The 25,528-nt window shown below is 73.3% G+C and carries 21 protein-coding genes; 8 read left to right on the top strand and 13 right to left on the bottom strand.

What is annotated here, in order from left to right; genetic code table 11:
• Nucleotides 1-12 precede the first annotated feature (12 nt).
• The 3 genes from F7P10_RS12880 to F7P10_RS12870 all read left to right on the top strand — a co-directional run bounded on the left by F7P10_RS12880 (nt 13) and on the right by F7P10_RS12870 (nt 8,317).
• Nucleotides 13-957: a hydrogen peroxide-inducible genes activator gene (locus F7P10_RS12880; protein WP_151009559.1), complete on the top strand. Its 945-nt coding sequence runs from the start codon at nt 13-15 to the stop codon at nt 955-957.
• Between the two features lie 169 nt (nt 958-1,126).
• Entirely contained in the window at nt 1,127-4,612 is a 3,486-nt protein-coding gene (locus F7P10_RS12875) for a bifunctional glycosyltransferase family 2 protein/CDP-glycerol:glycerophosphate glycerophosphotransferase (RefSeq protein ID WP_151009558.1), read from the top strand.
• 21 nt (nt 4,613-4,633) lie between these two features.
• Entirely contained in the window at nt 4,634-8,317 is a 3,684-nt protein-coding gene (locus tag F7P10_RS12870) for a bifunctional glycosyltransferase/CDP-glycerol:glycerophosphate glycerophosphotransferase (RefSeq protein WP_151009557.1), read from the top strand.
• A 26-nt stretch (nt 8,318-8,343) separates the two neighbouring features.
• Here the strand turns inward: F7P10_RS12870 and F7P10_RS12865 are convergent, their stop codons facing one another.
• The 6 genes from F7P10_RS12865 to F7P10_RS12840 all read right to left on the bottom strand — a co-directional run bounded on the left by F7P10_RS12865 (nt 8,344) and on the right by F7P10_RS12840 (nt 15,333).
• Nucleotides 8,344-9,051: a bifunctional 2-polyprenyl-6-hydroxyphenol methylase/3-demethylubiquinol 3-O-methyltransferase UbiG gene (locus F7P10_RS12865; RefSeq protein ID WP_254716578.1), complete on the bottom strand. Its 708-nt coding sequence runs from the start codon at nt 9,049-9,051 to the stop codon at nt 8,344-8,346.
• Between the two features lie 79 nt (nt 9,052-9,130).
• Nucleotides 9,131-10,222 (bottom strand): SRPBCC domain-containing protein, encoded by a 1,092-nt coding sequence (locus tag F7P10_RS12860; RefSeq protein WP_254716577.1) that lies wholly within the window; start codon nt 10,220-10,222, stop codon nt 9,131-9,133.
• Between the two features lie 88 nt (nt 10,223-10,310).
• On the bottom strand, nt 10,311-11,168 hold the full coding sequence (locus F7P10_RS12855) for a xanthine dehydrogenase family protein subunit M (protein WP_151009554.1): 858 nt from the start codon (nt 11,166-11,168) through the stop codon (nt 10,311-10,313).
• Nucleotides 11,165-13,579 (bottom strand): xanthine dehydrogenase family protein molybdopterin-binding subunit, encoded by a 2,415-nt coding sequence (locus F7P10_RS12850; RefSeq protein ID WP_151009553.1) that lies wholly within the window; start codon nt 13,577-13,579, stop codon nt 11,165-11,167. Before F7P10_RS12850 ends, F7P10_RS12855 begins: the two co-directional genes overlap by 4 nt.
• A complete protein-coding gene (locus F7P10_RS12845) occupies nt 13,576-14,067 on the bottom strand; it encodes a (2Fe-2S)-binding protein (protein ID WP_151009552.1) in 492 nt (163 codons plus the stop codon). The genes F7P10_RS12850 and F7P10_RS12845 overlap by 4 nt, the downstream gene beginning before the upstream one ends.
• A 468-nt stretch (nt 14,068-14,535) precedes the next feature.
• Entirely contained in the window at nt 14,536-15,333 is a 798-nt protein-coding gene (locus F7P10_RS12840) for a CHAP domain-containing protein (RefSeq protein WP_254716576.1), read from the bottom strand.
• A 365-nt stretch (nt 15,334-15,698) separates the two neighbouring features.
• Between F7P10_RS12840 and F7P10_RS12835 the strand changes: the two genes are divergently transcribed.
• Complete coding sequence (locus tag F7P10_RS12835; RefSeq protein ID WP_151009551.1) at nt 15,699-16,100, top strand: cysteine dioxygenase; 402 nt, start codon at nt 15,699-15,701, stop codon at nt 16,098-16,100.
• Here F7P10_RS12835 and F7P10_RS12830 read toward each other — a convergent pair.
• The 3 genes from F7P10_RS12830 to F7P10_RS12825 form a co-directional block, all read right to left on the bottom strand.
• A complete protein-coding gene (locus tag F7P10_RS12830) occupies nt 16,084-17,289 on the bottom strand; it encodes a methyltransferase domain-containing protein (RefSeq protein ID WP_151009550.1) in 1,206 nt (401 codons plus the stop codon). The genes F7P10_RS12835 and F7P10_RS12830 overlap by 17 nt on opposite strands.
• 37 nt (nt 17,290-17,326) lie before the next feature.
• Nucleotides 17,327-17,452 carry a hypothetical protein gene (locus tag F7P10_RS45060; RefSeq protein WP_302851465.1) on the bottom strand — a complete coding sequence of 42 codons (126 nt, stop codon included), beginning with the start codon at nt 17,450-17,452 and terminating at the stop codon, nt 17,327-17,329.
• Nucleotides 17,453-17,889: 437 nt separating this feature from the next.
• Nucleotides 17,890-18,183 carry a hypothetical protein gene (locus F7P10_RS12825; RefSeq protein ID WP_151009549.1) on the bottom strand — a complete coding sequence of 98 codons (294 nt, stop codon included), beginning with the start codon at nt 18,181-18,183 and terminating at the stop codon, nt 17,890-17,892.
• 129 nt (nt 18,184-18,312) lie between these two features.
• On the opposite strand from F7P10_RS12825, the gene F7P10_RS12820 reads away from it, so the two are divergent.
• The gene (locus tag F7P10_RS12820) at nt 18,313-19,137 is read left to right on the top strand and encodes a helix-turn-helix transcriptional regulator (RefSeq protein ID WP_151009548.1); all 825 of its coding nucleotides are present in this window, start codon (nt 18,313-18,315) and stop codon (nt 19,135-19,137) included.
• Entirely contained in the window at nt 19,127-19,321 is a 195-nt protein-coding gene (locus F7P10_RS12815) for a DUF397 domain-containing protein (RefSeq protein ID WP_368077469.1), read from the top strand. Before F7P10_RS12820 ends, F7P10_RS12815 begins: the two co-directional genes overlap by 11 nt.
• Before the next feature lie 119 nt (nt 19,322-19,440).
• Here F7P10_RS12815 and F7P10_RS12810 read toward each other — a convergent pair whose 3' ends face one another.
• From F7P10_RS12810 to F7P10_RS12800, 3 genes are all read right to left on the bottom strand, one after another.
• A complete protein-coding gene (locus tag F7P10_RS12810; protein WP_151009547.1) occupies nt 19,441-20,793 on the bottom strand; it encodes a dicarboxylate/amino acid:cation symporter in 1,353 nt (450 codons plus the stop codon).
• 222 nt (nt 20,794-21,015) lie between these two features.
• Nucleotides 21,016-21,246, bottom strand: coding sequence for a hypothetical protein (locus tag F7P10_RS12805; RefSeq protein ID WP_218040476.1), 231 nt, complete (start codon nt 21,244-21,246; stop codon nt 21,016-21,018).
• The gene (locus F7P10_RS12800; protein WP_176611444.1) at nt 21,239-22,483 is read right to left on the bottom strand and encodes a PspC domain-containing protein; all 1,245 of its coding nucleotides are present in this window, start codon (nt 22,481-22,483) and stop codon (nt 21,239-21,241) included. The genes F7P10_RS12805 and F7P10_RS12800 overlap by 8 nt, the downstream gene beginning before the upstream one ends.
• Nucleotides 22,484-22,679: 196 nt before the next feature.
• Between F7P10_RS12800 and F7P10_RS12795 the strand changes: the two genes are divergently transcribed.
• Complete coding sequence (locus tag F7P10_RS12795; protein ID WP_176611885.1) at nt 22,680-23,882, top strand: ATP-binding protein; 1,203 nt, start codon at nt 22,680-22,682, stop codon at nt 23,880-23,882.
• Between the two features lie 41 nt (nt 23,883-23,923).
• A complete protein-coding gene (locus tag F7P10_RS12790; protein WP_254716761.1) occupies nt 23,924-24,520 on the top strand; it encodes a response regulator transcription factor in 597 nt (198 codons plus the stop codon).
• A gap of 240 nt (nt 24,521-24,760) precedes the next feature.
• Here the strand turns inward: F7P10_RS12790 and F7P10_RS12785 are convergent, their stop codons facing one another.
• Entirely contained in the window at nt 24,761-25,444 is a 684-nt protein-coding gene (locus tag F7P10_RS12785; protein WP_176611884.1) for a PIG-L deacetylase family protein, read from the bottom strand.
• Nucleotides 25,445-25,528 lie beyond the last annotated feature (84 nt).

The raw sequence follows: 25,528 nt of genomic DNA, 5'->3' as shown, positions 1-25,528 counted from the left end.
TAAAGTTGGTGGGTGGCGATCAGTAGACCTACGGTGGCGCAGCTCAGGGCGTTCCTGGCGCTCGCGGAGCACCTGCACTTCCGGGACGCCGCGGCGGCTCTGCGGATGAGCCAGCCCGCGCTGTCGGGGGCGGTGGCGGCGCTGGAGGAGGGCCTCGAGACGCGGCTCGTCGAGCGGACGACGCGGAAGGTGATGCTGACGCCGGCGGGGGAGCGGGTCGCGCGCCGGGCCGAGCTGGTGCTGGCCGAACTCGACCGGCTGGTCGAGGACGTGCGGGCGGTCCGGGGGCCGCTGGTCGGGCCGTTGCGGGTCGGTGTGATCCCGACGGTCGCTCCGTACCTGCTGCCCGTCGTGCTTCCGCGGATCGCCAAGGACTTCCCGCGGCTGGAGCTGTCGGTGCACGAGGAGCAGACCGACCAGATCGTGGCCGAGCTGCTGGCCGGACGGCTGGACGTCGTGGTCATGGCGCTGCCCTCGCCGGTGCTCGGGGTGCGGGAGCTGCCGCTCTACGACGAGGACTTCGTGCTGGTCGCGCCCGCTTCGCAGGATCTCGCCGTGCCGGGCGACGGGGTCGCGCGGGAGGTGCTGGGCGAGCTCGACGTGCTGCTGCTCAACGAGGGGCACTGCCTGCGCGACCAGGCCATGGACGTGTGCCGCGAGGTGGGGGCGCGGGCGGTGGCCGCCACGTACGCGACGAGCCTGGCGACGCTCGTCCAGCTCGTGTCGGGCGGGCTGGGGGTGACGCTGGTGCCGGAGACGGCGCTGCCGGTGGAGACGCGGCGGGCGCCCGACCTGGCGCTGCACCGGTTCCGGGACCCCGCGCCGTTCCGGCGGGTCGGTCTGGGGTACCGGGCCACGTCGCCGCGGGCGGGGGAGTTCGAGGCGCTCGCGCAGAGCGTCCGTGCGGCGATCGCGGAGCAAGGGGGCGAATCGCCCGGGTTCCGGCCGTCCGCCTGATCGCCGGACGACGGTCACCGGTTCGTCAAGGACGGGCCAGGGCGGGTCAAGTCTGCGTCAGGTGACGGCCTTGTGATGGCGATGCGTGTTCGGCCGGACGCTTCACGTCACCATCCTCGGTGAGGCGAGGTTTCCGCCGACTCCCCGCGCGTCCCGACCTGGAGGCCGCATGTCCCCGAAGCTGAGCGTCGTCGTCCCGTTCCACAACACCGAGGAGTACCTGCGGGAGTGCCTGGAGTCGCTGGCCGGGCAGTCGTTCCGCGACCTCGAGGTGATCATGGTGGACGACGGGTCCACCGACAACGGCGCGGTGCTCGCGAAGGAGATGTGCGAGCGGGACGGACGGTTCCGGCTGGTCGCGCGCGAGCAGGAGGGCCCCGGACCGGCGCGCAACGCGGGCGTCCGGCAGGCGAGGGGCAGGTACCTCGCGTTCGCCGACGCCGACGACATCGTCGCGCCCGGGGCGTACATGCGCCTCGTCGGGTCGCTGGAGCGGACGGGCTCGGATCTGGCGTGCGGGAACGTCGAGCGGACGGACGGGGGGCGCCGGTGGCAGTCCGTCCTGCACCAGGGCGTGTTCGCGGAGCGGCGCTCGGCGACGCACGTGGCGTCGCAGCCGCTGCTGATCCGCGACCGGACGCCGTGGAACAAGGTGTACCGGCGCACGTTCTGGGACTCGGCCGCCCTGGAGTTCCCCTCGGGCTTCTACGAGGACCCGCCCGTGACGGTACGGGCGCACGCCCTCGCCAAGGCCGTCGACGTCCTGCCGGACACCGTTTACTACTGGCGCAAACGGCAGGGATCCATCACGGAGGAACGGTACGACTGGGAGAACGTCTCCCAGCGGCTGAGGTCGGCGCGCCTCGTGCGCGACGGTCTCGCCTCCTACGCCCCGCAGCTGCTCAACGTCTACGACGAGCACGCCCTGGTCGACGTCGAGCTGCGGGTGCTGCTGGAGGCCCTGCCGAGGACGGACGGCGAGCGCCGCCCGGAGCTCGTCGAGATGGGCGGCGAGCTGGCCGAGCGGATCGCGCCGCGGGTGCTGAAGCGGCTCCCGGCCCTGTCGCGGCTCCAGCTGCACCTGCTGGCGCGGCGGATGCTGCCGGAGCTGGAGGAGGTGCGGCGGTTCGTCGCGGTCGGCGGGCCGGGCGACGCGCCGCGCGTGCGGCGGGGGCTGCGGCACCGGTGGTTCGCCGAGTACCCGTTCTTCGAGGACGAGGCCCTGGGGCTGCCCGCGCACCTGTACGACGTCACCGACGAGCTGGCGCCCGTCGCGGCGATCGACCGCGCCACGTGGGTCGACGGGCGGCTCCGCCTGGAGGGCCACGCCTACGTCCGGCACCTGGACTCCTCGACCGTGGACGGCTCGCGGATCCGCCTGTGGCTGGTCGCCGCGAACCGGCGCGGGCTGCTGAAGGTCCCGGTCCGGCGGGTCCGGCGCCCGGACGTGACGGCGGGGTCCCGGCAGTCGGAGGTGTCCTACGACTGGTCCGGGTTCGTCGCCGAGATCGACCCGTCGACGCTGCGGATCTTCGGCCGCTGGCGCGACGTCGACTGGATCCCGTGCGTCGAGATCGTCAGCAACGGGGTGCGGCGGCGCCGGACGCTGGGCAACCCGGCGCAGACGCCGCGGCTGTGGCCGGACGACCTGGAGTGCGTACCCGGCGTGCGCGTGCAGGGCGTCGCGGCCCGGCACCGGTTCGTCGTCCAGGTGCGGCGCACGCCCGCGGCGGTCACCGGCTGCCGGACGGACGGCGGCGACCTCGTGCTGGACGGCTGGAGCGACGAGCCGCTGGGCGAGGACGTCCGCGTCACCGCGACCGCGCGCGGCGGCGGGGAGACGGTCGCGGGGGTCCTGGAGGCCGGGCGGGACGGGCGCGGCTTCCGCGCGCGGCTGCCGGTCGCGGAGCTGACCGGACGGCCCGGCGACTGGGACGTCGCGCTGCCCGGCGGCGCCCGCCCGCACGTCACCCGGCAGGCGGCGGGCGCGGCGTTCGGGGTGCCGGGCGGCGAGCTGGAGATCGCCCGCACCCGCCGCAGCACGCTGCGGATCGTCTTCCGGGAGCCGGCACCGGTCGTCGAACGGGTCACGTGGGCGCCCGACGGGGTCGTGACCCTGCACGGCGCCTGCCCCGACCCGTCCGGCCGCGCGGACGCGCTGCTGCTGCGGCGGCGGCGCTCCAGCGAGGAGCACCGGGTGCCGCTGCGCTGGGACGGTGCCCGCTTCACCGCGTCGTTCGCCCCGGCCCGGATGCCGATGCTCGGGCTGTCGCGCCCGCTGGTGCCGGGCCGCTGGGACGTCCTCGTGGACGGCGGCGGGGACGGCGGCGGGGACGGCGGCGGGGACGGCGCCGAGGGCGAGCGTCCCGTCGCGGTCCGCCGGCACGCCCTGCGCGACCTGCCCGACCCGCACGAGACGGGCCTGCACCGCGTGACCGTCCGCGCGTACAAGACCGACCGGTTGCAGTTCCGGGTCGAGACCGCACTGGACGAGGACGAGCGGGGCGAGTACGCGCAGCGGCGGCTCCGGTCGGGGCACTACCGCCGCCACCTGAACCTGCCCGTGCGCGAGCTGGCCGTGTTCGACGCCTACCGCGGACGCCAGTACTCCTGCAATCCGCGCGGCATCTACGACGAGCTGCGCCGCAGGGGCACCGACGTCGAGTGCGTGTGGGTCACGGCTAACGGCCAGTTCGGACGGCCCCCGAGTGCACGGGTCGTCCTGTCGGGAACGCGGGAGTATTACGAGGCGCTGGCGCGCGCGCGGTACATCTTCGGGAACTGGTCCCAGCAACCCTGGTTCGTCAAGCGTGAGGACCAGACGTACGTGCAGTGCTGGCACGGGACGCCCCTGAAGAAACTGGGCTACGACGTCAAGGAGATGCCCTTCAAGCGCACCGAGGGCGTCGACTGGATGGAGCACGACGTCCGGCACTGGGACCTGCTGCTGTCGCAGAACGCGTTCTCCGTGCCGCTGTTCCGCCGCGCGTTCGGGTACGACGGGGAGGTTCTGGAGAGCGGGTACCCGCGCAACGACATCCTGCACAGCCCGCACCGGGACGACATCGCGGCGGCCGTCCGCCGCCGCCTCGGCATCCCGAAGGGCAAGCGCGTCGTCCTGTACGCGCCGACCTGGCGGGACGACTTCCATCTCGCCGTCGGCAAGCGCGCGTTCCGCCTGGAGTTCGACGTGGACCGCTTCCGGCGGGCCCTGGGCCGCGACCACGTGCTGCTGCTGCGCACCCACTACCTCGTGACCGACCGCCCGAAGTGGGTCCCCGGCGACTGCGTCTTGGACGTCTCGGTCTATCCGGACATCTCCGAGCTCTACCTGATCAGCGACGTCCTGGTCACCGACTACTCGTCCGCGATGTTCGACTTCGCCGGTACCGGCCGTCCGATGGTGTTCTTCGCCTACGACCTGGAGCGCTACCGCGACCACGTGCGCGGGTTCTACTTCGACTTCGACGCGGAGGCCCCCGGGCCGCTGCTGCCCACCACGCAGGACGTCGTCGACGCCCTCGGCGAGCCGGACGCGATCGACGCCGGGTACCGGTCCGCCCGCGCCGCGTTCGCCGCCCGGTACTGCCCGCACGACGACGGCCGCGCCGCCTCCCGGGTCCTCGACCGGGTGCTGTCCATCCCCGCCCACTGAAACACCGACCGGGAGCGATCCGTGTCCCCGAAGACAAACCCCGAGACCAACTCCGAGACCGGCCCGAAGACCGGCGCCGCCGACACCGTCGACACCGCCGACACCGTCGAGACCGTCGAGACCGGCCCGAACCCCGAGGTGACGGCCGAGCCCGCCGCCGGCGACGGCGTCGCGCTGAGCGTCGTCGTGCCGTTCCGGGACGTCGGCGGCTTCCTCGCCGAGTGCCTGGACTCGATCGCCGGGCAGACCCTCCGTGACCTGCAGGTGGTCATGGTCGACGACGGACCGGCGGACGGTCCGGCGGACGGGGGCGCGGCGATCGCCGCGGAGTTCGCCGCCCGCGACGACCGGTTCGTCCTGGTGCGGGGGGACGGCGAGGGGCCGGGGCCCGCGCGCAACCTCGGCGCCCGGCACGCGACCGGGCGGTACCTGGCGTTCGTCGACGGCGACGATGCGATCCCGCCGTACGCGTACGAGCTGCTGGTCGGGATGCTGGAGTCGACCGGTTCGGACATCGCGGGCGGGAACCTGGAGCGGCTCGACGGGGAGCGCACGGAGCCGTCCGGCCCGCACGCGGAGGCGTACGCGGAGACGCTCCGGGCGACGCACGTCACGCGGCGGCTCTCGCTGCTGCGGGACCGGACGATCGGCAACAAGGTGTTCCGGCGGTCGTTCTGGGAGGCGAACAAGTTCCGGTTCCCGCCGGGCCTGTACGAGGACCTGCCGGTGGCGCTGGCGACGCACGCGCTCGCGTCCGCCGTGGACACCGTCCCGGCGACCGTGTACTACTGGCGGCGCCGCCCCGGCTCGCTCACCGACCGCGCCACCGACCCGGCGCTGCTCAACGACCGGCACGCGGCCCTCGACATCGTGCAGCAGCTGTTCGCCGAGCACGCCCCGAGCCTGCTGCCCGCGTTCCACGCGCAGGTCGTCGACGTCGACATGCACGCGTTCGTCCGGGCCCTGCCGGCCGCGACGCCGCAGGAACGGGAGCGGCTCGTCGAGCTGGGCGCGCGGATCGTGGGGGAGGCGGGCCCGGCGGCGGCCGAGGGGCTGGACGCCATCCGCCGCCTCGAGCTGCACCTGCTGCGCGAGCGGATGCCGCGCGAGCTGCTGGAGGTGCTCGCGTTCCAGGAGGGCGGCCTCGCCGACGTCCCGGTGGAGGCCCGCGGCCGGTTCCGGCAGCGCTGGTACGCGCGGTACCCGTTCTTCGGCGACCCGGAGCGCGCGATCCCCGACGAGGTGTACGACGTCACGGACGAGTTCGAGCTGCGCGCCGACGTCGACCGGGTCGGCTGGGACGGCGACACGCTGATCGTCGAGGGCTGGGCGCACTTCGACCGGCTGGAGGTGTCGGACGTCCGCGACTCCCGGATCCGGGTGTGGATGCGCAACGTGAAGACCGGGCGCGAGGTGGGGGTGCCCGTCGAGCGGGTGCGGCGCCCGGAGGCGACCGCGCGGTCCGGGCTGTCGCGGGTCTGCGTCGACTGGGCGGGGTTCGCGGTGCGGATCGAGCCGGAGTACCTGCTGGACGGGGACGAGTGGCGCTCGGGCACCTGGGAGCTGTACGCGGAGGTCGCGACGGCGGGGCGCCGCGCCGTGCAGCGGCTCGACGCGGTCGAGCCGGCGGTGCGGTGGACGGCGGCCCGGCAGGTGGACGAGCTGGTCGCGGTGCAGCCCGCCGTGGACGACGACGGGTTCGTCGTGCACGTGAAGCGGTCCAGGGCGGTCGTCACCGAGTACCGGCGGTCGGGCGACACGCTGCTGCTCACCGGCTGGACGAAGCGGGCGCTCGGGCCGAACGCGTCCGTCATCGCGGTCCGGCGGCACGGCGGCGCGCCGTCGTCCCACCAGGTCCGCGGCGAGGTGACGCTGCGCCCGGCGGCGGTCCTGCAGACCGTCGAGGGCACCGGGTTCGGGTTCACGGCCACGCTGCCGCTCGCCGATCTGATGCCGGGCGACGCGTCGGACCGTCCGTACCGCGCGCACCTGCGCGACGTCCTCGAGTGGGACGTCCGGCTGACCGGGGAGGGCGGTCCGCTGCGCCTCACCGTCGCGCCCGCGCTCACCGAGGCCAGGTTCCTGTGGCGGGGACGCGAGTACGTGCTCACCCGGACGTCGTTCGGGAACCTGCGCGGCATCGAGCGGACGCCGCGCCCGGTCGCCACCGCGGCCCGCTGGGACGGGTCGGGGCGCCTGACGATCAGCGGCGAGTTCGCCGACCCGCAGGACCGGCCCGCGCACCTCCTGGTCCGCCGCCCGGAGACCGGCGAGACGCACCGCGTGCCCGTCACCTGGGACGGCGGCCGGTTCACCGCCGCGTTCACCCCCGCCGAGACGGCCGCGTTCGGCCGCGACATCCCGCTCGCCGCGGGCACGTGGGAGGTGCTCGCGCCGACCCCCGCGGGCGACGTCGCCGTCGTCGCCGAGCGCTCCGCCGTCCCGTCCCTGCCCGGATGGCACGCGGTCGGCGGGCGCGAGTTCGAGGTCGCCGTGGAGCAGACGGACGCGCTGCGGCTGCGCACCCGCCCGGCGCTCGCCGACGACGAGCGCGGGCCGCACGCGCAGCGGGTGCTGCGGTCCCGCGACTACCCCGTCTACCTGCGCAGCCCGCTCGCGGACGTCGCCGTCTTCGACGGCTACGCGGGCACGGCGTACAGCTGCAACCCGCGCGCGATCTTCGAGGAGCTGACGCGGCGGAAGCCGGAGACCGAGTGCGTGTGGGTGTCGCGCGACGGCCAGTTCACGGTCGACGGTGAGGCACGGATCGTCCAGTACGGCAGCCGGGAGCATTACCGCCTGCTCGCGCGCGCACGGTACATCGTCACGAACTACGGGGTGCCGCGCTGGTTCACGAAGCGCCCCGGGCAGACGTACCTGCAGACGTGGCACGGCACCCCGTTCAAGCGGCTCGCGTACGACTTGGCGGAGATGCCGCACCAGCGCACGGAGAAGCACGACTGGATGGAGCACGAGGTCCCGCACTGGGACTTCCTGCTGTCGCCCAGCCCTTACGCCACGCAGATCATGCGCCGGGCGTTCCGGTACGGGGGCGAGATCCTGGAAACCGGGTTCCCGCGCAACGACATCCTCAGCTCCCCGGACGTCGACGCCCTCGGCACCCACGTCCGCAAGGAGCTGGGCATCCCGGAGGGCAAGAAGGTCGTCCTCTACGCTCCCACCTGGCGGGACGACCAGAGCCACACGCCCGGGCGCCGCGGCTTCCGGATGGAACTCGACGTCGAGACCATGCGCCGCGTCCTCGGCGACGACCACGTCCTCCTGGTGCGCATGCACCACCTCGTCACCGACCGGCACCTGCCGCCGTCCGACGACTTCGTCATGGACGTGTCCGGCTATCCCGACATCACCGACCTGTACATGGCGGCGGACGTCCTCGTCACCGACTACTCGTCCGCCGCGTTCGACTTCGCCGTGCTCGGCCGCCCGATGGTCTTCTACGCCCACGACCTGGAGCGGTACCGCGACCACGTGCGCGGCTGCTACCTCGACCTCGAGGCCGAGGCGCCCGGCCCCGTCGTCGCCCGCAGCGTCGACGTCGCCGAGGCGGTCCGCGCCGCGCCCGAGTCCGAAGCGGAGCACGCCGACGCCTACGACCGGTTCCTCGTCACCTACTGCCCGCACGACGACGGCGGCGCCACCGCCCGCGTCCTCGAGCGCGTCTTCGCGGGCCTGCGCGGCTGACGCCGCCCGCGCCCGCCGGTCCCGGTTCAGCCGGGACGGCGGGTGCGCGCGAACAGGCACGTCCCCGGCCACGACCGGACCGGCAGCCGCCGCTCCACCGCCGCCGACACCCGCAGCGCCCCGTTCAGCGCCGGATGCAGCGGCGCCAGGTCGTCGCGCCGCGACATCCGGTGCCGCAGCAGCCGCGGCACCGGCCGCACCAGCACGCCCCGGCTCCACACCCGCTCCACCAGCAGCCCCGCGCCCTCCAGCAGCTCCACCAGCCCCCGCCGCCCGTACCGCCGGACCCGCCCGGCGGACACGTCCCGCGCCGACCACAGCGCCATGTCCGACGCCACCGACACCAGCGCCGTCCCGCCCGGCCGCAGGACGCGCGCGAGTTCGGCCACCGCCCGCCGGTCCTCCTCGACGTGCTCCAGGACCTCCAGCGCCAGCGCGAGGTCGAACCCCTCGCCGGGGAGCTGCAGGTAACGCGCGTCCCCCACGTACGCCTCGACGCCGTGCGCGCGCGCCACCGCCACGGCGTCCGGGTCCAGGTCGATCGCCGTCGCGTGCCACCCGTGCTCGCCGAGCAGCCGCGCCGCCGCGCCCGCCCCGGCCCCGACGTCCACCGCCGCGCCGGGCGCGCTGAAGCGCAGCAGCTCACCGGCCAGGATCGCGCGCCGCTCCCGGCACCACCAGTTCGCGTCCTCGAGTCCCCGTCCCGCGACCCGCCGGACCTCGATCGTGTCCACGGGACCACCCGACGGCATGCCGCCGCCCGCGTGCCACCCGCGTCGCCGTCCCCGTACCGATCGTTGGTGCGGCCTTGACCTACTTCCGGCGGCGGGCGAGGAGCCGGATCACGAGCAGCAGCAGCACGAGCCCGCCGAGTGCCGGGACGGCCCGCTTGGCCAGCGACGGCCCCGCGACCTCGAGCAGATCGATCGCCTCGTCGTCGAACCGAGCCCCCCGCACCCGCGCGACCCGAGCGTCGGGCTCCGGCGCCTCGGGCTTGGGGGCGCCCGTGACCGGCCGCGCGACCTCGGCCCCGGCGACCTCCGGCTCCGCCGCCCCGCCGGTGCTCACCGCGGAGGCCCCGCCGTCCGCGGCGGCTCCGCCCTTCGCGGGCGTCTCGTCCTTCGTGGAGGCGCCACGTTCGGCGGTGGCTGCGCCCTTCGCGGGTGTCCCGGCCGTCGTGGACGGGCCGTCCTTCGCGGGCGTCTCGCCCTTCGCGGTGGCGCCGTCCTGCGCGGACGCCTCCCCCTGCGCGGACGCCTCCCCCTGCGCGGGCGTCTCGTCCTTCGTGGAGGCGCCGCCGTTGGCGGTGGCTCCGCCCTTCGCGGGTGTCCCGGCCGTCGTGGACGTGTCGTCCTTCGCGGGCGTCTGGCCCTTCGTGGACGGGCCGTCCTTCGCGGACGTGTCGTCCTTCGGGGAGGGGGCGTTCGGCGCGCCGGACTGCGCGGCGGTGTCGGGGGCGGTGGGGGACTCGATCTCGGTGGCGAGGTTCTTCGCGAAACGGGTGATGATCTTGGCGCCGACCTCGGCGAGGATGTTGCGGCCGAACTGGGCGGGACGGCCCGTCACGTTGAGCTCGGTGCGGACGGTGACGCGCGTCGTGCCGTCCTCCTCCCGCAGGGCGGCCCGCACGGTGGCGGCGGCCGTGCCGGAGCCGCGGGCCTCCTTCGCGGACGCCTCGAGGGTCACCTCGCGGGCCGCCTCGTCGGCTGCGACGATCTTGACCGTGCCGCGATAGGTGATGGTCATCGCACCGACCCGCACCTTCATCCGGCCGCGGTACTCGTCGCCGTCGACCGCGTCGAGGGTGGCGCCCGGCATGCAGGGGGCGATGCGCTCCACGTCGAGCAGCACCGACCAGGCCTGATCCACCGGCACGGGCACGGTGAAGTCGTGGTCGAGCTCCATAGACAATCGTCCTTATCGTCCGGAGATGTACCGGTGACCTTACGGGCGGGCCCCGGCCGCCCGCCAGTCGGGGCGGCCGGGGACGCGCTCACACCGCGGCGGCGGCCGTGAGCGCGCGGGCCGTGAGGACGCGCGCGAGGTGCGACCGGTACTCGGACGATCCGTGCAGGTCGGCGGGCGGGGCGAGGCCCTCGGCCGCCGGTTCGGCCGCCGCGCGCAGCGCGTCCGCCGAGACCGTCCGGCCCGCGGCGGCGGCTTCGACGGCGGACGCCCGGACGGGCGCGGGCCCGACGTTCGTCAGCGCGACGCGGGCCTCGGCGACCGTGCCGTTCTCGCGCCGGACGGCGCACGCCACCCCGACGATCGCCCACGCCTGGGCCGTCCGGTGGAACTTCTCGTAGTGGACGCCCCAGCCGTCGCCGAGCTTGGGCACCCGGACGCCGGTCAGGATCTCGTCCGGTTCCAGCGCCGACGTCATCCAGTCGACGAAGAACTCGGCCGCCGGGATCTCCCGCTCGCCGCGCGGCGACCGGGCGAGCAGCACCGCGTCGAGGGCGAGCGCGACGGCGGGCAGGTCGCCGGCGGGGTCGGCGTGCGCGAGCGAGCCGGCGAACGTGCCGCGGTGCCGGACGGCCGGGTCCGCGACGGTCTCGGTGGCCCGGACGAGCAGCGGCGCGTGCGCCCGGACGAGCGGGTCGCCGATCACCTGGTGGTGCGTGGCCATCGCGCCGATGACCAGGGCGTCCCCGTCGTCGCGGATCTCCCGCAGCGCGTCGACGCGGTCGAGGTCGATGAGGATCTCGGGGAAGGCGAGCCGCATCCGCAGCAGCGGCATGAGGCTCTGCCCGCCCGCGAGGATCTTCGCGTCCTCGCCCGCGTCGGCGAGCGCGGCGACGGCGTCGTCCACCGTGGCCGGACGGGTGTAGTCGAACGTCGCGGGGATCACGCGGCACCTCCGGCCGATCCGAGGCCGCCGCCCGCGCCGGGCTCGGCCGTCTCGTGTGCGGTCTCGCCGCGCAGCGCCCGCCAGACCCGTTCGGGCGTGCATGGCATCGGAACGTCCGAGACGCCGAACGGGCGCAGCGCGTCCACGATCGCGTTGACGACCGCGGGGGTGGAGGCGATCGTGCCCGCCTCCCCGACGCCCTTCACCCCGAGCGGGTTGGACGTCGCGGGCGTCTCGGTGCGGTCGGTGACGAACTCGGGCAGATCGGCCGCGGAGGGGATGAGGTAGTCGGCCATCGTGGTGGTGGTCAGGTTGCCGTCGGCGTCGTAGACGGCCTCCTCGTAGAGGGCCTGCGCGATGCCCTGCGCGAGCCCGCCGTGCACCTGGCCCTCGACGATCAGCGGGTTCACGACCTTCCCGATGTCGTCCACCGCGACGTACTTGCGGATCCTCACCATCCCGGTCTCGGTGTCGACCTCGGCGGCGCACAGGTGCGTGCCGTGCGGGAACGAGAAGTTGTCCGGGTCGAACGTCGCGTCGGAGTCGAGGGACGGCTCGACGCCGTCCGGCAGGTCGTGCGCGGCGAACGCGGCCGTCGCGACCTCCTGGATCGTGGTGCCCGAGTCCGGGACGCCGCGGACGCCGAAGCGTCCGGCGGTGAACTCGACGTCGTCCTCGGACGCCTCGAGGAGGTGCGCCGCGACCCGCTTCGCCTTCTCGACGACCTTGTCGCACGCCGAGTACAGCGCGACGCCGCCGACGGCGAGCGACCGCGACCCGTAGGTGTCCATGCCCTTGGGCGAGACGGCCGTGTCGCCGTGCAGCACCTTCACGTCCTCGAACGGGACGCCGAGCCGGTCCGCGGCGATCTGCGCCCACGCCGTCTCGTGGCCCTGCCCGTGCGCGGACGACCCGGTGACGACCTCGACCTTCCCGGACGGCAGCATCCGCACCGACGCGTGCTCCCAGCCGCCCGCGCCGTAGGACAGGGAGCCGAGGACGCGTGACGGCGCGAGCCCGCACATCTCGGTGAACGTCGACACGCCGATGCCGAGCTGGACCGGGTCGCGGCGCTCGCGCCGGTCGGCCTGCTCGGCGCGCAGCTTGTCGTACTCCAGGAGGCGCAGCGCCTGCTCGGTCGCCGCCTCGTAGTTCCCGCTGTCGTAGGTGAGGCCCGCGATCGTGTCGTAGGGGAACTCGTCGTGCCCGATCCAGTTGCGGCGCCGCACCTCGATCGGGTCGAGGCCGAGTTCGGCGGCCAGCTCGTCCATCAGCCGCTCGATCGCGTACGTCGCCTCGGGACGTCCCGCGCCCCGGTAGGCGTCCGTGGGGGTCTTCGTCGTGAACACGCCCGTGCAGGTGAACGAGTACGCGTCCATCTTGTAGATGCCGTTGAACATGAACGCGCCGAGCAGCGGGATGCCGGGCGTGACCAGCATCAGGTACGCGCCCATGTCGGCCAGCAGGTCCACCTTGAGGCCGCGGATCCGGCCGTCCTCGCCCGCGGCGAGGGTGAGCCGCTGGATCTGGTCGCGGCCGTGGTGGACGGTCATGTTGCCCTCGCTGCGCGACTCCGTCCACTTCACCGGACGGCCGAGCCGCCGCGCCAGCAGCAGCGCGACCACCTCCTCGCCGTACACCTGCAGCTTCGAGCCGAACCCGCCGCCGACGTCCGGCGCCACCACCCGCAGCCGGTGCTCGGGGATCCCCGTGACGGTCGCCAGCATCAGCCGCAGGATGTGCGGGATCTGCGTCGCCGAGTACAGGGTGAACTCGTCGCCCTCCGGCACGCACACCACCGAGCGCGGCTCCATCGCCGTCGGGATCAGCCGCTGCTGCACGTACCGGCGTTCCAGGACGACCGGCGCGTCCCGCATCGCCGCGTCCAGGTCGCCGTTCTCGAACACCCACGTGTACGACTCGTTCGTCCCGAGGTCGCCGTGCACGAGGTCGGCGCCGTCCGCGACCGCCGCCTCCATGTCGACGACGGCGGGCAGGGGCGCGTAGTCGACGTCGATCGCCTCCAGCGCGTCCACGGCCGAGGCCCGGTCGCGCGCCACCACGCACGCCACCGGCTCCCCGGCGTACCGGACCTCCCGGACGGCCATCGGCGGATGCTCCGGGTGCCGCATGTCCTCGGTCACGACCCACGCGCACGGCAGCGAGCCCTGCTCGCCGGCGAGGTCGGCGCCGGAGAACGCCGCCACGACGCCCGGCAGGTCCGTCGCCGCCGCGGCGTCCACGCGCTCGATCCGCGCGTGCGCGTGCGGGCTGCGCAGGAACGCCACGTGCAGGGTCCCGGCGGGCGCGATGTTGTCGGTCCAGCGCGTCCGGCCGGTGACCAGCCGCGCGTCCTCCGACCTGCGGCGCGCCGATCCGATCTCGGCGGGACGGTCGTCGGTCGCCGTCATGACGCCACCTCCGGCTCCTGCGCCGGACGGCGCATGTCGCCGGCCGCGCGCCGCACCGAGCGCACGATGTTCTGGTAGCCGGTGCAGCGGCAGAGGTTGCCCTCCAGCCCCTCCCGGATCTCCTCGTCGGACGGGTCGGGGTTCTCCCGCAGCAGGTCGAGCGCCGACATGATCATGCCGGGGGTGCAGAAGCCGCACTGGAGCCCGTGCTCCTCGTGGAACGCGCGCTGCAGCGGGTGCGGGCCGCCCGCGCCCAGCCCCTCGATCGTCGTCACGTCGCGGCCGTCCGCCTGGACGGCGAGCACGGAGCAGCTCTTCACGCTCAGGCCGTCCAGCAGGACGGTGCACGCTCCGCAGTTGGTGGTGTCACAGCCGACCGGGGTCCCGACCTTCCCCAGCCGTTCGCGCAGATAGTGGACGAGCAGGAGGCGCGGTTCGACGTCGTCCTCGTACGTCGCCCCATCGACCTCGACACGGATACGTGGCATGCGTTTCTCCCAGGGACGTCTCGGGGTGGACTGGTGCGCGAGACGTCCCCGGGAGGGGCGCGCTGCCGGTTCGACCACGCCATCGGGGCCTCCGTGGAAGGCGACCCAACGAACGTATGCCGATGGTGAAATCCGTACTAGACCCGAATTTCCCGATATCCGGCCATCATCGGTGTCAGGTCTTCCAGGCGAACGCCTTCGCGCTGCCCGCGGTGACCTGGCCGGGCGTCGTCCCGTACTGGATCAGTTCGAACCGCACCCGGTACCCGTCTCCCACCGTGTCGGCCGGGAGGGAGTAGAGCAGGAACGTGTCGCCGTCGCTGGCCGTGTACTCCGCGATCGGCCCGCCTTCGCGCCGCCGGTCGCCGGCCTCCTCGACCTCGACCGCGCGGGCCTGGATTTCGGTGCCCTTCGGCAGGCCCGCGATGCGGAGGCTCGCCGTCAGCGAGTAGCGTGCCGCGCCGATGATCAGGGAGGCGCCGCCCCTGTTCCAGTGGTGGTGTCCCGCGTCGGCGTACTCCTTCCCCCATTCGACGGTGACCCACTGGCTCGGGGGAGTTCCTGCGGGGTGTCGACCCCGACGCTCACGTAGTCCGGCATGTCGTCCTCCTCGTTGTAGGCGGGACGCCCGTATCCCGCGATCACTCCCGAACCGCGCACGCGCCGCTTGCACGCGTCGCCGGTGTTGCCCTCGATCGTCTGGACCCGGCCGCCGCCGAGCACCCGCTCGACGACGCCGACATGGTCGATCGCGCCGATCGTGTTCGACTCGCCCCAGTCGAAGAAGACGATGTCGCCCGGTTTCGCGGCGTTGACCCGCGCGGTCGTCCCGCTGTGCCAGCGGCCGATCTTCTGGAAGTCGCCCGCGTGCCAGGGCGTGTAGGCGCGGTCCCCGGCCGGGAGCACGGCCTCGGCCGTCCCGCTGTGCCGGGCCCAGTAGGTGACCGCCATGTCGCACCACGGCGCCGACAGGAACGCGTCACCGTGCCGGGACGCGTACTCGCGCGTGATCGTGTTCGGCCGTCCCGACATCCCGAGCGACTTGCGGGCCTCGGCGATGATCGCCTGCGGGCCGCCCGCGGCCGCCGCCATCGGCGCGGCGGCCGCGGCCGGCCGGAAGATCCCGTCGTCCTCCGGCGCGCCGTACAGCCGCCGGAGGACCTGCTCCTCGTCGGCCTCGGTCGGGTTGTGGACGCCCGGATGCACGTCCACCTTGTGCATATTCGACGCCTCTGCGGCGTCCGTTCTCTCGTTCTCGGGGGTCATGTCCCTCCTGGTCGCGTCCTGCCCTCGCGGTCCGGCCCCCCGCGCCGCGTGGGCGGCGTACGACAGACGGTAACGGGGGTTCGTCCCGTCCATCAGGCTTTTCGCGGGAAAGCACATGACTGCCCCTATCAGGGAAGTCTGTACTGACCTGGGGGAACGTCTCGCGTTCGGCGCGGTGTGATCGACTTGACAGCGCGCGGTCACTGCGTGTTCGCTGGAACACATGCCAGCGCGCATCTCTCTCGACGGCCCCGTGGCGCTCCGCCGCGTGGCCAGCGCGCTGTGTCCTTCGTGTCGCTGATCATCGTTCATTCCGGGGCGTGCTGCCCCGATATCGGCCCGTCACACGAAGGACCTATTCGGACATGGTTCCCGATCTCACCATGCGCGGCCAGGACGACCCGCACGGCCGCGCCGTCACCGCCCGCCCGCCGACGATCGGCCGGCTCGCCGCCCGCGTCCACGCCCTCGCCGCCCGTCCGGCCGAGTGGTGGCGGCTGATCGGCTTCGACGACTCCGCCCCCGCGCGCATCCGGCTCGACGACGCGGACGGCGTCCCCGTCTGGCTCACCACCTGGCCGCCCGGCCACGGCGCGACCGTCGACGCCCGCGTCAGCACCCTCATCGCGGGCGAACTCGCCGAGATCGTGATCACCCCCGACGGCGTCACCGAACGCCCCCTGCGCGCGAACCGCGTCCGCGTCCACGCGGGCTCCCGCGCCCTCACCAACCCGGGCCCCGCCTACGCCGTCAGCCTCCACGCGTAGCCGGGGCAACGACCTTCTCCGGCCCGTCGAGCCAGACCGTCCGCCCCGCCCGCGACACCGTCACGCCGAACCTGTCGCGTTCCGGCCGTCCCAGGCGGTTCCAATGCATCCAGGCGCCGGAGACCTCGTCCCACAGGTCCCGTTCGCCGTAGGCGGTGACCTCGTACTCGCGGGCGTCCGGGACGTACTCGACGGTCGCCCACGAACCGCGTTCGCGCGAGCCCGGATATGTCTCCCGCAGCCACAGGGTGGCCTCGCCACTGCCGTCCGCTGCCTCGCACAGGTCGTAGCGGATGCCGGGCGCCAGAGCGGTGATGACGACACCGCCCCCGTAGGCGGCCCAGCCGGGGGCGTCGTCGGGCCTGCCGACGGCCTTCGGGTTGATCTCCGTGAAGTACCGCGCGGCCTCGTCCTCGTGGTGCAGGAAGGAGCCCAGGGCTCCGGGCTCGGGCCGCTGGGAGCGCAGCATCATGTACCCCGCCGAGGTACTCAGCCGCCCCACGGCCTCGTCGCCGATCCGGGTCAACGCGACCTTGTGGCCATGCCCCCACGAGGGGCACCACGGCAGCACCGCCGTCCCACCGGGACGCAGCGCGGACAGCAGGGACCACGGGATCGTCGAGACGCCCGCCGTCACGTGCAACCGGTCGAACAGGTCGTCGGAGCCGAAGTCGAGCGCGTCCAGGTTGAGCACCTGGACGTTGGTGACGCCGAGGCCCTCGATCCGCGCTTCCGCGGACGCGGCCAGACCGGGATCCACCTCGACGGACACGACGCGCCCGTGTTCCCCGACGATGCGGGACAGCAGGCACGCGGTCCAGCCCGACCCCGTCCCCACCTCCAGGACGCGGTCGCCGGGAGCCGGCGCGAGCAGTTCCCCGGATTGCACGACGACACCGGGAGCCGAAACCGACGAGGTGAACCAGCCCCGCCCGCTCGCCGGATCTCCCGCGCCGTCATCGACCTGCGTGACGATCGACGCGTCCGAGTAGACCGCCGACCTCCACTCGCCGGGACGGGCGTGCCTGTCGATCGAGTAGGACGGGGCGTCGTAGTCGGGATTGACCCACGCCCGGTCAGGGACGAACAACTCACGCGGCACGGAGGCGAACGCCCGCGCCCACTCGGGTCGCTTGAGGTCGCCCTGGCCCGTCAGGATGCGGATCAGGTCTTCTACGTCCTTACCCATGTCCGGGGCCAGGGCTCTCGGTCACGTGGTCCGCTCCCTACCGCTTGCCGTCGCTCGTATTGCCCTTGGTGCCGTCGCCCTTGCCGCCGTGACCGCCGCCGCCGGGGCTGTTGCCGTCACTGCCCTTGCCGTCGCTGTTTCCCTTGCCGCCATGCTGACCCATTACTGCCTCCCTTTGGTGGAGAAGGAGCCGGAAGGGGGGCGTCCCCCTTCCGGGACCTCATGCTTCGCGTCTTTTCGGTCGAAGTTCAGCCGATAGATCACCTTCTTCCTTTTGTTGGCTTTGAAAGGCTTGGATGTGGATCTATGAGGGCCTCGGCGGGCTGCGGTGAGTACCCGCCGGGTACTCGCGGCGTGCCGAAAGGGGACCTGCGCCTCGCGAGAGGTCCCGAGTCGGGACCCCGCTCGCGGGCGGACGGGACGGCCCGCGTCCCGAAGCACGGGAAGCGTGGGCGGCCGTCCTGCGGTGCCGGGCGTTGCTGTTCCCGCGTCGCCGCGGCCGCAACAGCCACATCATGAAGGCGCCGAAGACGCCGCAGGCGAATCCGTAGGCCAGCAGCCCTGCCGCGATCTGGCCGAGTTCGGGGAGTTGGACGTATCTCATTGGCCCGAACTCCGATGGGGGAGGGCCGGGACCTCCCGAGCCTTCCGGTACTCCTCGGCTTTCACGTTCTCCGCCTCCTGGAACTCCTTCAGGCGGGCGACCGTCGAGGCGCTGATGACGGACCGGAGGCCGAAGCGAACCTCGGCCTGGCTCAGGGGCCGTCGCGTGCAGAGGACGATCTTGCCTTTGGACATGTACGGCTCCGCCCAGCGCCCCTCGGGCTCCGGAGCGGAGGGCAGTGAAACGGCCACTGATATATGCGGAATGTCGCTCTTGTGTTGGTCGGCCATTGCCTCGATTCCTGCCGTCGAATTTCTGTGCTTCCGGTCACAGAGTGAGCCTCGTCCTCATACTCTGGCCAGAGGGATCGGAACTTCCATGGAAATCATGGAAGTGTCACAGTGTGACGGGGGTTCGGGATGCGAATGAAGGAACCGGCTGATCCGCGAGGCTCGCTCTGGGGACTCATCGGTTACCACCTGCGACATCTGCGGACGAGCCAAGGGCTTACCGGCCCCGAAGCGGCCAGGGTCATGGGAGTGGCGCCGAGCACCATTTCCAGAATCGAGTCAGGGGAGCAGCGCCTTACCGAAAAGCACGCCACCGAGATCGACAATGGGTGGAGGACCGGTGGTCTCTTTGGCTTCTTGATCTACTATGCACGGCGGGCATCTGACCCGGACTGGTACAAAAGCCTCAAGGAGTTCGAGCAGATCGCGACCGAGCTGCGCATCTTCGGAGTCCTGCACATCCCCGGCCTCGTCCAGACGGAGGCGTACGCGAGAACGCTTCTGCTGTCCGGGCGCAACCCGGATCCGGAACGCTCTCTTCAGGGTCGGTTGGGCAGGCAGCAGATTCTCCAACGGGCCGACCCTCCAGATCTCTGGGTCACGATCTCCGAGGCCCTCCTAAACTGGCCCGTAGGAGGGGCCGCAGTGATGGAAGAGCAGCTACAGCACCTACTGGCGCTGTCGGAGCAGCCGAACATCTACCTACGGGTCGTTCCCCGGTCAGCTGGCGCCTACGAGGGGCTGGATGGCCCGTTTCAGATCCTCAAGACTCCCGGCGGCGGTGGCGATGTAGCGTTCGTCGAAGCTGCCGTGGAGGGGCGCCTGGTCGTGGACGCGGACGACGTCCACGACTTCCGGAACAGGTGGGAACGGATCGGGGCGAAAGCACTGCCGGAGGATCTCTCCCGCAGCCTCATTCAGCGAGTGATGGAGGAGAACTACTGTGAAGTCTGAGATGTGGCGCAAGAGCAGCTACTCCAGCGGTGGTACCTCCGGCGAGTGCGTCGAGCTGGCTTCGCTGGGCGGCTCGGTGGGCGTCCGGGACAGCAAGGATCTCTCTGCGGGACACCTGAGCATCGCCAGGGAGGACCTGGCGGTCCTCGTCGGCCGGATCAAGGCCGGGGTGCTGGACCTGTAACCCCTGAACTGCGAAGGCCCCCTCTTCGAGGGGCCTTCCTGTGTTCCGGGCCCGCGCGAACCCTCCGACCGGCGTCCCCGGAGCGGAGGGTTCCGCTCCGGGGACGGTCGGGCGACGGGTCAGGCGTGCTGGGGTGTCCGGTCCTGCGGGGTGTCCGCCTTCTCGGGGGCTCCGGTGTCGTCGTCCGTACCGGTGACGGCGTCGGACGGGGGTGCGTCGAGCGGACGGCTGCGCCCGTCGAACACCGCGTCGTCCAGGATGCCCTCGGAGCGGGCGACCAGGACGGGGACGGTGAGCTGCCCGGTGACGTTCGTCGCGGTGCGGCCCATGTCGATGACCTTGTCGATCGCGATGAGGTAGCCGACGGCCTCCAGCGGCAGGCCCACGGTGGTCAGCGTCAGGGTGAGCGCGACCAGCGCCGGGCCGGGGGTGCCGCCGGTGCCGATCTGCCCGATGACGGCGGCCAGCGCGATGAGCGCGTACTCGCCGATGCCGAGGGTGACGCCGGTGTACTGGGCGACGAACACCGCGGCGATGGCCGGGTAGATCGCGCCGCAGCCGTCGAACTTGATCGTCGCGCCGAGCGGCTGCGCGAAGTTCGCGTACTCGCGCCGGACGCCGTTGCGCTCGATCGACACCCGCTGCGCGATCGGCAGCGTCGCGAGGGAGGACGACGACACGAACCCGAACTGGATCGCGGGCCAGGAGTTGCGGTAGAAGCGCAGCGGGCTGACGCGGCCGAACGCGCGCAGCAGCACGGGGTAGCCGACGAGCAGCATCAGCGCGAGGCCCAGGTAGATCGCGCCGGTGAACTTCGCGAGCGGCGCGAGGGAGCTCGGCCCGTAGGACGCGACGACTGCGGCGATCAGGAAGAACGATCCGATCGGGGTCAGCCGCACCACCCACCACACGGCCTTCTGCATGACCGCGTAGAGGTCGTCGATCAGGGCCGTCAGTCGCTCGCCGCGCTCCCCGATCGCGACGAGCGCGGCGCCGAACAGGACGGCGAACGTCACGACGCCGAGCACGTTGCCGTCCGCCATCGCCTGCACGATGTTGGACGGGAACAGGTTCTGCAGGATCTGCGTCCACGTGACCGGCTCGGTCTCGGCGGTCTCGCCCGCGAGGGCGCCGAGCCCCTCGCCGGGCTTGATGACGAGGGCGACGGCGAGGCCGATCGCGGTCGCGATGGCGGACGTGACGACGAACCAGCCGAGCGTCTTGCCGGTCAGCCGGGCGACGCCGCCGACGCCGCGCAGCCGTCCGACGCTCACCACGATCGCGGCGAACACCAGCGGGACGACGACGACCTTCAGCAGGCTGACGTAGACGTCGCCGAACGGGTCGAGCCAGTCCTCGGCGGTGCCGGCACCGCCGCCGAAGTTATTGATCAGGGCGCCGACGATGCCGCCGAGCACGAGGGACAGCACGATCTGCTGCCAGAACTGCCATTTCCAGACACGGAAGGTCACGAGAGGTTCTCCAGTTCGCCGGCCGGCACGGGCGCGGCCGGGCGGGGGTTCGGGGTGAGAAGAGGGCTGCCGACGCGGTCAGCGGCTACACAGCACGGCGGCCAGGCGGCACAGGTCGACGTGCAGCCGCGCCACGAGCAGGACGCTCTTCTCGGAGAACCTCACGGAACCGATCAACGCCGGATGCGCTGGAGGGCCTTCCCGGGAAAGAGGTGATTCAGGTTACTTTCGCGGCAAATCTCGGTCTCGGTCGCGGCGGCGTCCCCGCGTCGCGACCCGCACGGCGCCGACCAGGCCCAGCCCGATCAGCACCACCGGGACGGCGAACACCGGGTCCAGGAACCGCCCGTCGCCGAGTCCCTCGGCGAGGAACACCCCGGCCAGCGCGAGGAAGAAGACCCCGGTCACCGGCCCGGCCGGGTCGAAGCGCCGCGCGGGCGCGCGGTCAGCCACGGTCCACGTCCACGTCGCCGATCTTCCCGCGCAGCCGCAGGACGATCGTCGGCGGGTTCCCGCCGGCGGCCTCGGGCTCGAACACGCGGTCCTCGCGGATGTTGGGGCCGCTGGTCGTCCGGCCGTCGATGCGCAGGTCGCCGAGCGCGATCCGGGCGTCCAGGACGATCCGGGCGTCCTTCGGCACGGTGACCGCGAGGCCGCCGAGCACGACCTCCGCCTCGATCACGACCCGCCCGCCGGGACGCAGCGGCAGCGCGGTGAGGTCGAGCGCCCCCCGGCCGACCGTGACGCGGTACTCCTGCGCGGTGCCCGGATCGGTGGTGGGCCGCCACGTCACCTCGCGGTACTTCACCGAGTCGGGCGCCTCCGCCGCGACCGACGTCGTCACCAGCGCGAGCGACAGGACGGTCCCGGCGGTGGCGAGGCCGCGCGTCCGGAACCAGCCGCCGAGCACGAGCCCGAGCCCGACGACGCACAGCGAGGTCGCCATCACGATCATCCACGAGTCGGGCGCCGGGTAGTTCCGCGCGACGGGCACCGTGGCCGCCCCGGCGCCGGCCGCGCACAGCAGCGTGACCGGGGTGAGCGGCGACCGGCGCCGCCGGACGGCCGGGACGGCCGGGACGGCCGGGGCGGCCGGCGCGGGCGGTTCGGCGGGCGGCGCCGGGCGCGGGCTGAACGAGGCGAGGTCGATCGCGCCCGGCGGCAGGCCGCCGCGCCCGTCCGGCGGCTTCGCGCCGGTGCCGGCGGGCGCGGACGGCGGCACCCGGTGCCCCGCGATCCGCTCCGGCACCCGCCGCGCGGCCGTCCGGAACCGGACGCCGCGCGCGTGCGCCGTCGCCGCCGCCAGCGCCGCGAACACCACCGCCGTGGTCGCGTCCATGTCGAGGCCGGTCGTCACGACGAGCAGGGTCGACGCGGCCAGCAGCCCGCCCAGGATCGTCAGCACCCCGGCCGTGTCGAACCAGCGGTGCAGCACCCGCTCGGCGACGGCCGTCGCGTGCGGGGCCGCCGGCATGAGCAGCGCCGCCGCGACGTAGAGCAGGACGCCCTGGCCCTGCACGAACGCGTAGAGTCCGAACGCCACCCGGAACACCACCGGGTCGATGCCCGTGCAGCGCCCGAGCCCCCCGCAGACGCCCGTGAGCACCCGGTTGTCCGCGTCCCGTGCCAGCCGCGGGTACCCGCCGCCCGCGGCGGTGGCCCCGGCCGTGCCGTTCGCTTCCTCGACCATGGCACCCATCGTGACGTGCGGCCCCGCCCGCGCGGTATCGGGGACCTCCCTGACTCCGACCCTGGGGGACGTCCCTGATGCGGCGACCCGCGCGGACGTGTGACGATCGTCGGACATGCGGGAACGGGGGAGCGATGAACGGGGCCACGGGCGCGGCGACGCCGGACGGCTCGGCCGCGGCGGAACGGGGAAGGCCATGAACGGGGCCACCGGCACCGCGGCCGGAGCCGCCGCGAGCGCGGCGCCGCCGCTGGTGCGCGCCGCGAACGGGCGGCTGCTGGCCGGGGTGGCGCGCGGGCTCGCCGACCACCTCGGCGTCGACGTGCTGTTCGTGCGGATCGCGTTCGTCATCCTGACGCCCGGCATCCTCGCCTACCTCGCGTTCTGGCTCTTCGTGCCCGCCGCGGAGACGGACGCGCGCGCGCAGGCCGCGCCCGTCCCCGCACGCACACCCCGGGACTGGGGGCAGCTCCTCGCCTACGGCGCGGTCGCCGTCGGCCTGCTCGCACTCGTCGTGCTGCCCTGGGGCGTCGCGAGCCCGTTCCAGTGGGCGCTGTGGCCGTTCGTGCTCGGCGGCGCGGGCGTCGCGCTGCTGTGGCAGCAGGCAGACCGCGCGCAGCGGGAACGCTGGGTGCTGCCGCTGCGGCAGCGGTGGCTGCGCTCCCTGCTCGGCCTGCTGCTGGTCGTCGGCGGGATCGGCGGCGGCGTCGCGCAGAACGTCGAGGCGAACCAGATCCGCTCGGTCCTCGTCGCGATGCTGATCATCCTGACCGGCCTCGCGCTGATCCTCACCCCGTGGCTCGTCCGGCTCTGGCAGGACCTCGACGCCGAACGGGGCGAGCGCATCCGCTCCCAGGAGCGCGCCGAACTCGCCGCGCACGTCCACGACTCCGTCCTGCACACCCTCACCCTCATCCAGCGCAACGCGAGCGACCCCCGCGAGGTGCAGCGCCTCGCCCGCTCGCAGGAGCGCACCCTGCGGACCTGGCTGTACCAGCCGCGCGACGACCCCGACCGGACGTTCGCCGCCGCGATCAAGGAGACGTCCGGGGAGGTCGAGGACCTGCACGGCGTGCCGATCGAGGTCGTCTGCGTGGGCGACACCGCGCTGGACGAGCGGCTCGGCGCGGTCGTCCAGGCGGCGCGGGAGGCGATGGTGAACGCCGCGAAGTACGCCGAGGCGGCCTCGATCTCGGTGTTCGCCGAGGTCGAGGGGAAGTCGATCGCGATCTTCGTGCGGGACCGGGGCCGCGGCTTCGACCTGGACGCGATCCCGGACGACCGGATGGGCGTCCGGGGGTCCATCATCGGACGTATGGAGCGCAACGGCGGCCGGGCGACCGTCCGCACCGCGCCGGGCGAGGGCACCGAGGTGCGTTTGGAGATCGAGAAGCAGTGAGCGAGCCGCGCAGGAAGGTCGTGCTGGTCGACGACCACCAGATGTTCCGGACGGGCGTCAAGGCCGAACTCGGCGGCGGCGTCGAGATCGTCGGCGAGGCCGGCGACGTCGACGAGGCCGTCGCGGTGATCCGCGAGACGGCGCCCGACGTCGTCCTGCTCGACGTGCACCTGCCGGGCGGCGGCGGCATCGAGGTGCTGCGCCGCCTGCACGGCAACGTCGCGTCCAGGTTCCTCGCGCTGTCGGTGTCGGACGCCGCCGAGGACGTCATCGGCGTCGTGCGCGGCGGTGCCCGCGGCTACGTCACCAAGACGATCTCGGGCCCCGAGCTGACCGACGCGATCGGCCGCGTCGCCGAGGGCGACGCGGTGTTCTCGCCGCGCCTCGCCGGGTTCGTCCTCGACGCGTTCGCCGCCACCGACGCCCCCGCCGTCGACCCCGAACTCGACCAGATCACGCAGCGGGAACGCGACGTCCTCCGGCTGATCGCCCGCGGCTACGCCTACAAGGAGATCGCCAAGGAGCTGTACATCTCGGTCAAGACGGTCGAGACGCACGTCAGCAGCGTCCTGCGCAAGCTCCAGCTGTCGAACCGGCACGAACTCTCCCGCTGGGCGGCCGCCCGCCGCCTCGTCTGAGCGCCCCCGGTCGGCCTGCGCTCGCGGGGCTCGCTCCGGCCGCCCGTGTGTGGGCCGTCCCGCGTCGGGTCGGGTTCGGGCGGCCGGGTGTTCGGTCGGCCTGCGCTCGCGGGGGTCGCTCCGGCCGCCCGGGGCCGGGGCCGTCCGGCCGGACGCGCCGGTTCGGCTGCCGGGCGCCCGAGTCCGGTTCCCGCTGGGCGGGATCGGCCGGTCCGGATCTCGGGCGGACGGACGGGGCTGTCAGGCGGTGTTCATGACGTGGAAGGGTTCGGCCAGGCGGCCCTCGGGGAGGCCGCCGGCGGCGGCCGACGCGGACAGCCAGCCCCGCAGCATCGCGCGCAGGTCGTCCTCGGACGTGTGCGCGGTCTGGGTCTCGTGGGAGCGGAGCGCGGCGACCTTCCGATCGAAGCGGTCGGTGATGTCGACGTAGTGGTTGGCGGTCGGGCCGCCGGTCAGCCACACCTCGCGCGCCGTCCAGGCGTCCAGGCCCTCGGTCAGCAGCTCCGGGAACGCGTAGGGGTTGCGGGCGTCGGGGTAGACGGCGTCCAGGGCGGCGGCGCCCACGGCCCGGTGGTCGGGGTGGCTCGGGTAGATCCGCTCGTAGTTGCGCTCCGGGCTCGGCATGACCACCCGGTCGGGACGGACCTGGCGGATCACCCGCGCGATGTCCCGGCGCAGGTCGAGGGTCGCCTCGACGCGGCCGTCCGGGTAGCCGAGGAACCGGACGTCGCTCACCCCGACGACCTTCGCCGCCGCGCGCTGCTCGTCCCGCCGCAGCGCCGCCATCTCCGGCCGGGTCAGCCCGTCGTCGAACCCGCCCGCGTCGCCGTCGGTCACCATCAGGTACACGACCTCGAGGCCCGCGTCCGTCCAGCCCGCGACCGTCCCGGCGGCGCCGAAGTCGACGTCGTCCGGATGCGCCATCACGGCGAGGATCCGCTGCAGCCCGCTGTCTTCCAGTACGCCCGTCACCCTGCCAACGATAAGCGCCGGAGGGGCCGCGCACAC

This window comes from Actinomadura sp. WMMB 499, assembly GCF_008824145.1.
GTDB lineage: Bacteria > Actinomycetota > Actinomycetes > Streptosporangiales > Streptosporangiaceae > Spirillospora.
Note: the sequence above shows the minus strand (reverse complement) of the source record. Positions and strands in the feature narration are given on the sequence as shown.

Coding starts and splice junctions, on each gene's coding strand:
- F7P10_RS12875 (WP_151009558.1), top strand. CDS start 1,127: ATGTCCCCGAAGCTGAGCGTCGTCGTCCCGTTCCACAACACCGAGGAG.
- F7P10_RS12860 (WP_254716577.1), bottom strand. CDS start 10,222: ATGGAGCTCGACCACGACTTCACCGTGCCCGTGCCGGTGGATCAGGCC.
- F7P10_RS12850 (WP_151009553.1), bottom strand. CDS start 13,579: ATGACGGCGACCGACGACCGTCCCGCCGAGATCGGATCGGCGCGCCGC.
- F7P10_RS12845 (WP_151009552.1), bottom strand. CDS start 14,067: ATGCCACGTATCCGTGTCGAGGTCGATGGGGCGACGTACGAGGACGAC.
- F7P10_RS12840 (WP_254716576.1), bottom strand. CDS start 15,333: ATGACCCCCGAGAACGAGAGAACGGACGCCGCAGAGGCGTCGAATATG.
- F7P10_RS12835 (WP_151009551.1), top strand. CDS start 15,699: ATGGTTCCCGATCTCACCATGCGCGGCCAGGACGACCCGCACGGCCGC.
- F7P10_RS12830 (WP_151009550.1), bottom strand. CDS start 17,289: ATGGGTAAGGACGTAGAAGACCTGATCCGCATCCTGACGGGCCAGGGC.
- F7P10_RS45060 (WP_302851465.1), bottom strand. CDS start 17,452: ATGGGTCAGCATGGCGGCAAGGGAAACAGCGACGGCAAGGGCAGTGAC.
- F7P10_RS12825 (WP_151009549.1), bottom strand. CDS start 18,183: ATGGCCGACCAACACAAGAGCGACATTCCGCATATATCAGTGGCCGTT.
- F7P10_RS12820 (WP_151009548.1), top strand. CDS start 18,313: ATGCGAATGAAGGAACCGGCTGATCCGCGAGGCTCGCTCTGGGGACTC.
- F7P10_RS12800 (WP_176611444.1), bottom strand. CDS start 22,483: ATGGTCGAGGAAGCGAACGGCACGGCCGGGGCCACCGCCGCGGGCGGC.
- F7P10_RS12795 (WP_176611885.1), top strand. CDS start 22,680: ATGAACGGGGCCACCGGCACCGCGGCCGGAGCCGCCGCGAGCGCGGCG.
- F7P10_RS12790 (WP_254716761.1), top strand. CDS start 23,924: ATGTTCCGGACGGGCGTCAAGGCCGAACTCGGCGGCGGCGTCGAGATC.
- F7P10_RS12785 (WP_176611884.1), bottom strand. CDS start 25,444: ATGGCGCATCCGGACGACGTCGACTTCGGCGCCGCCGGGACGGTCGCG.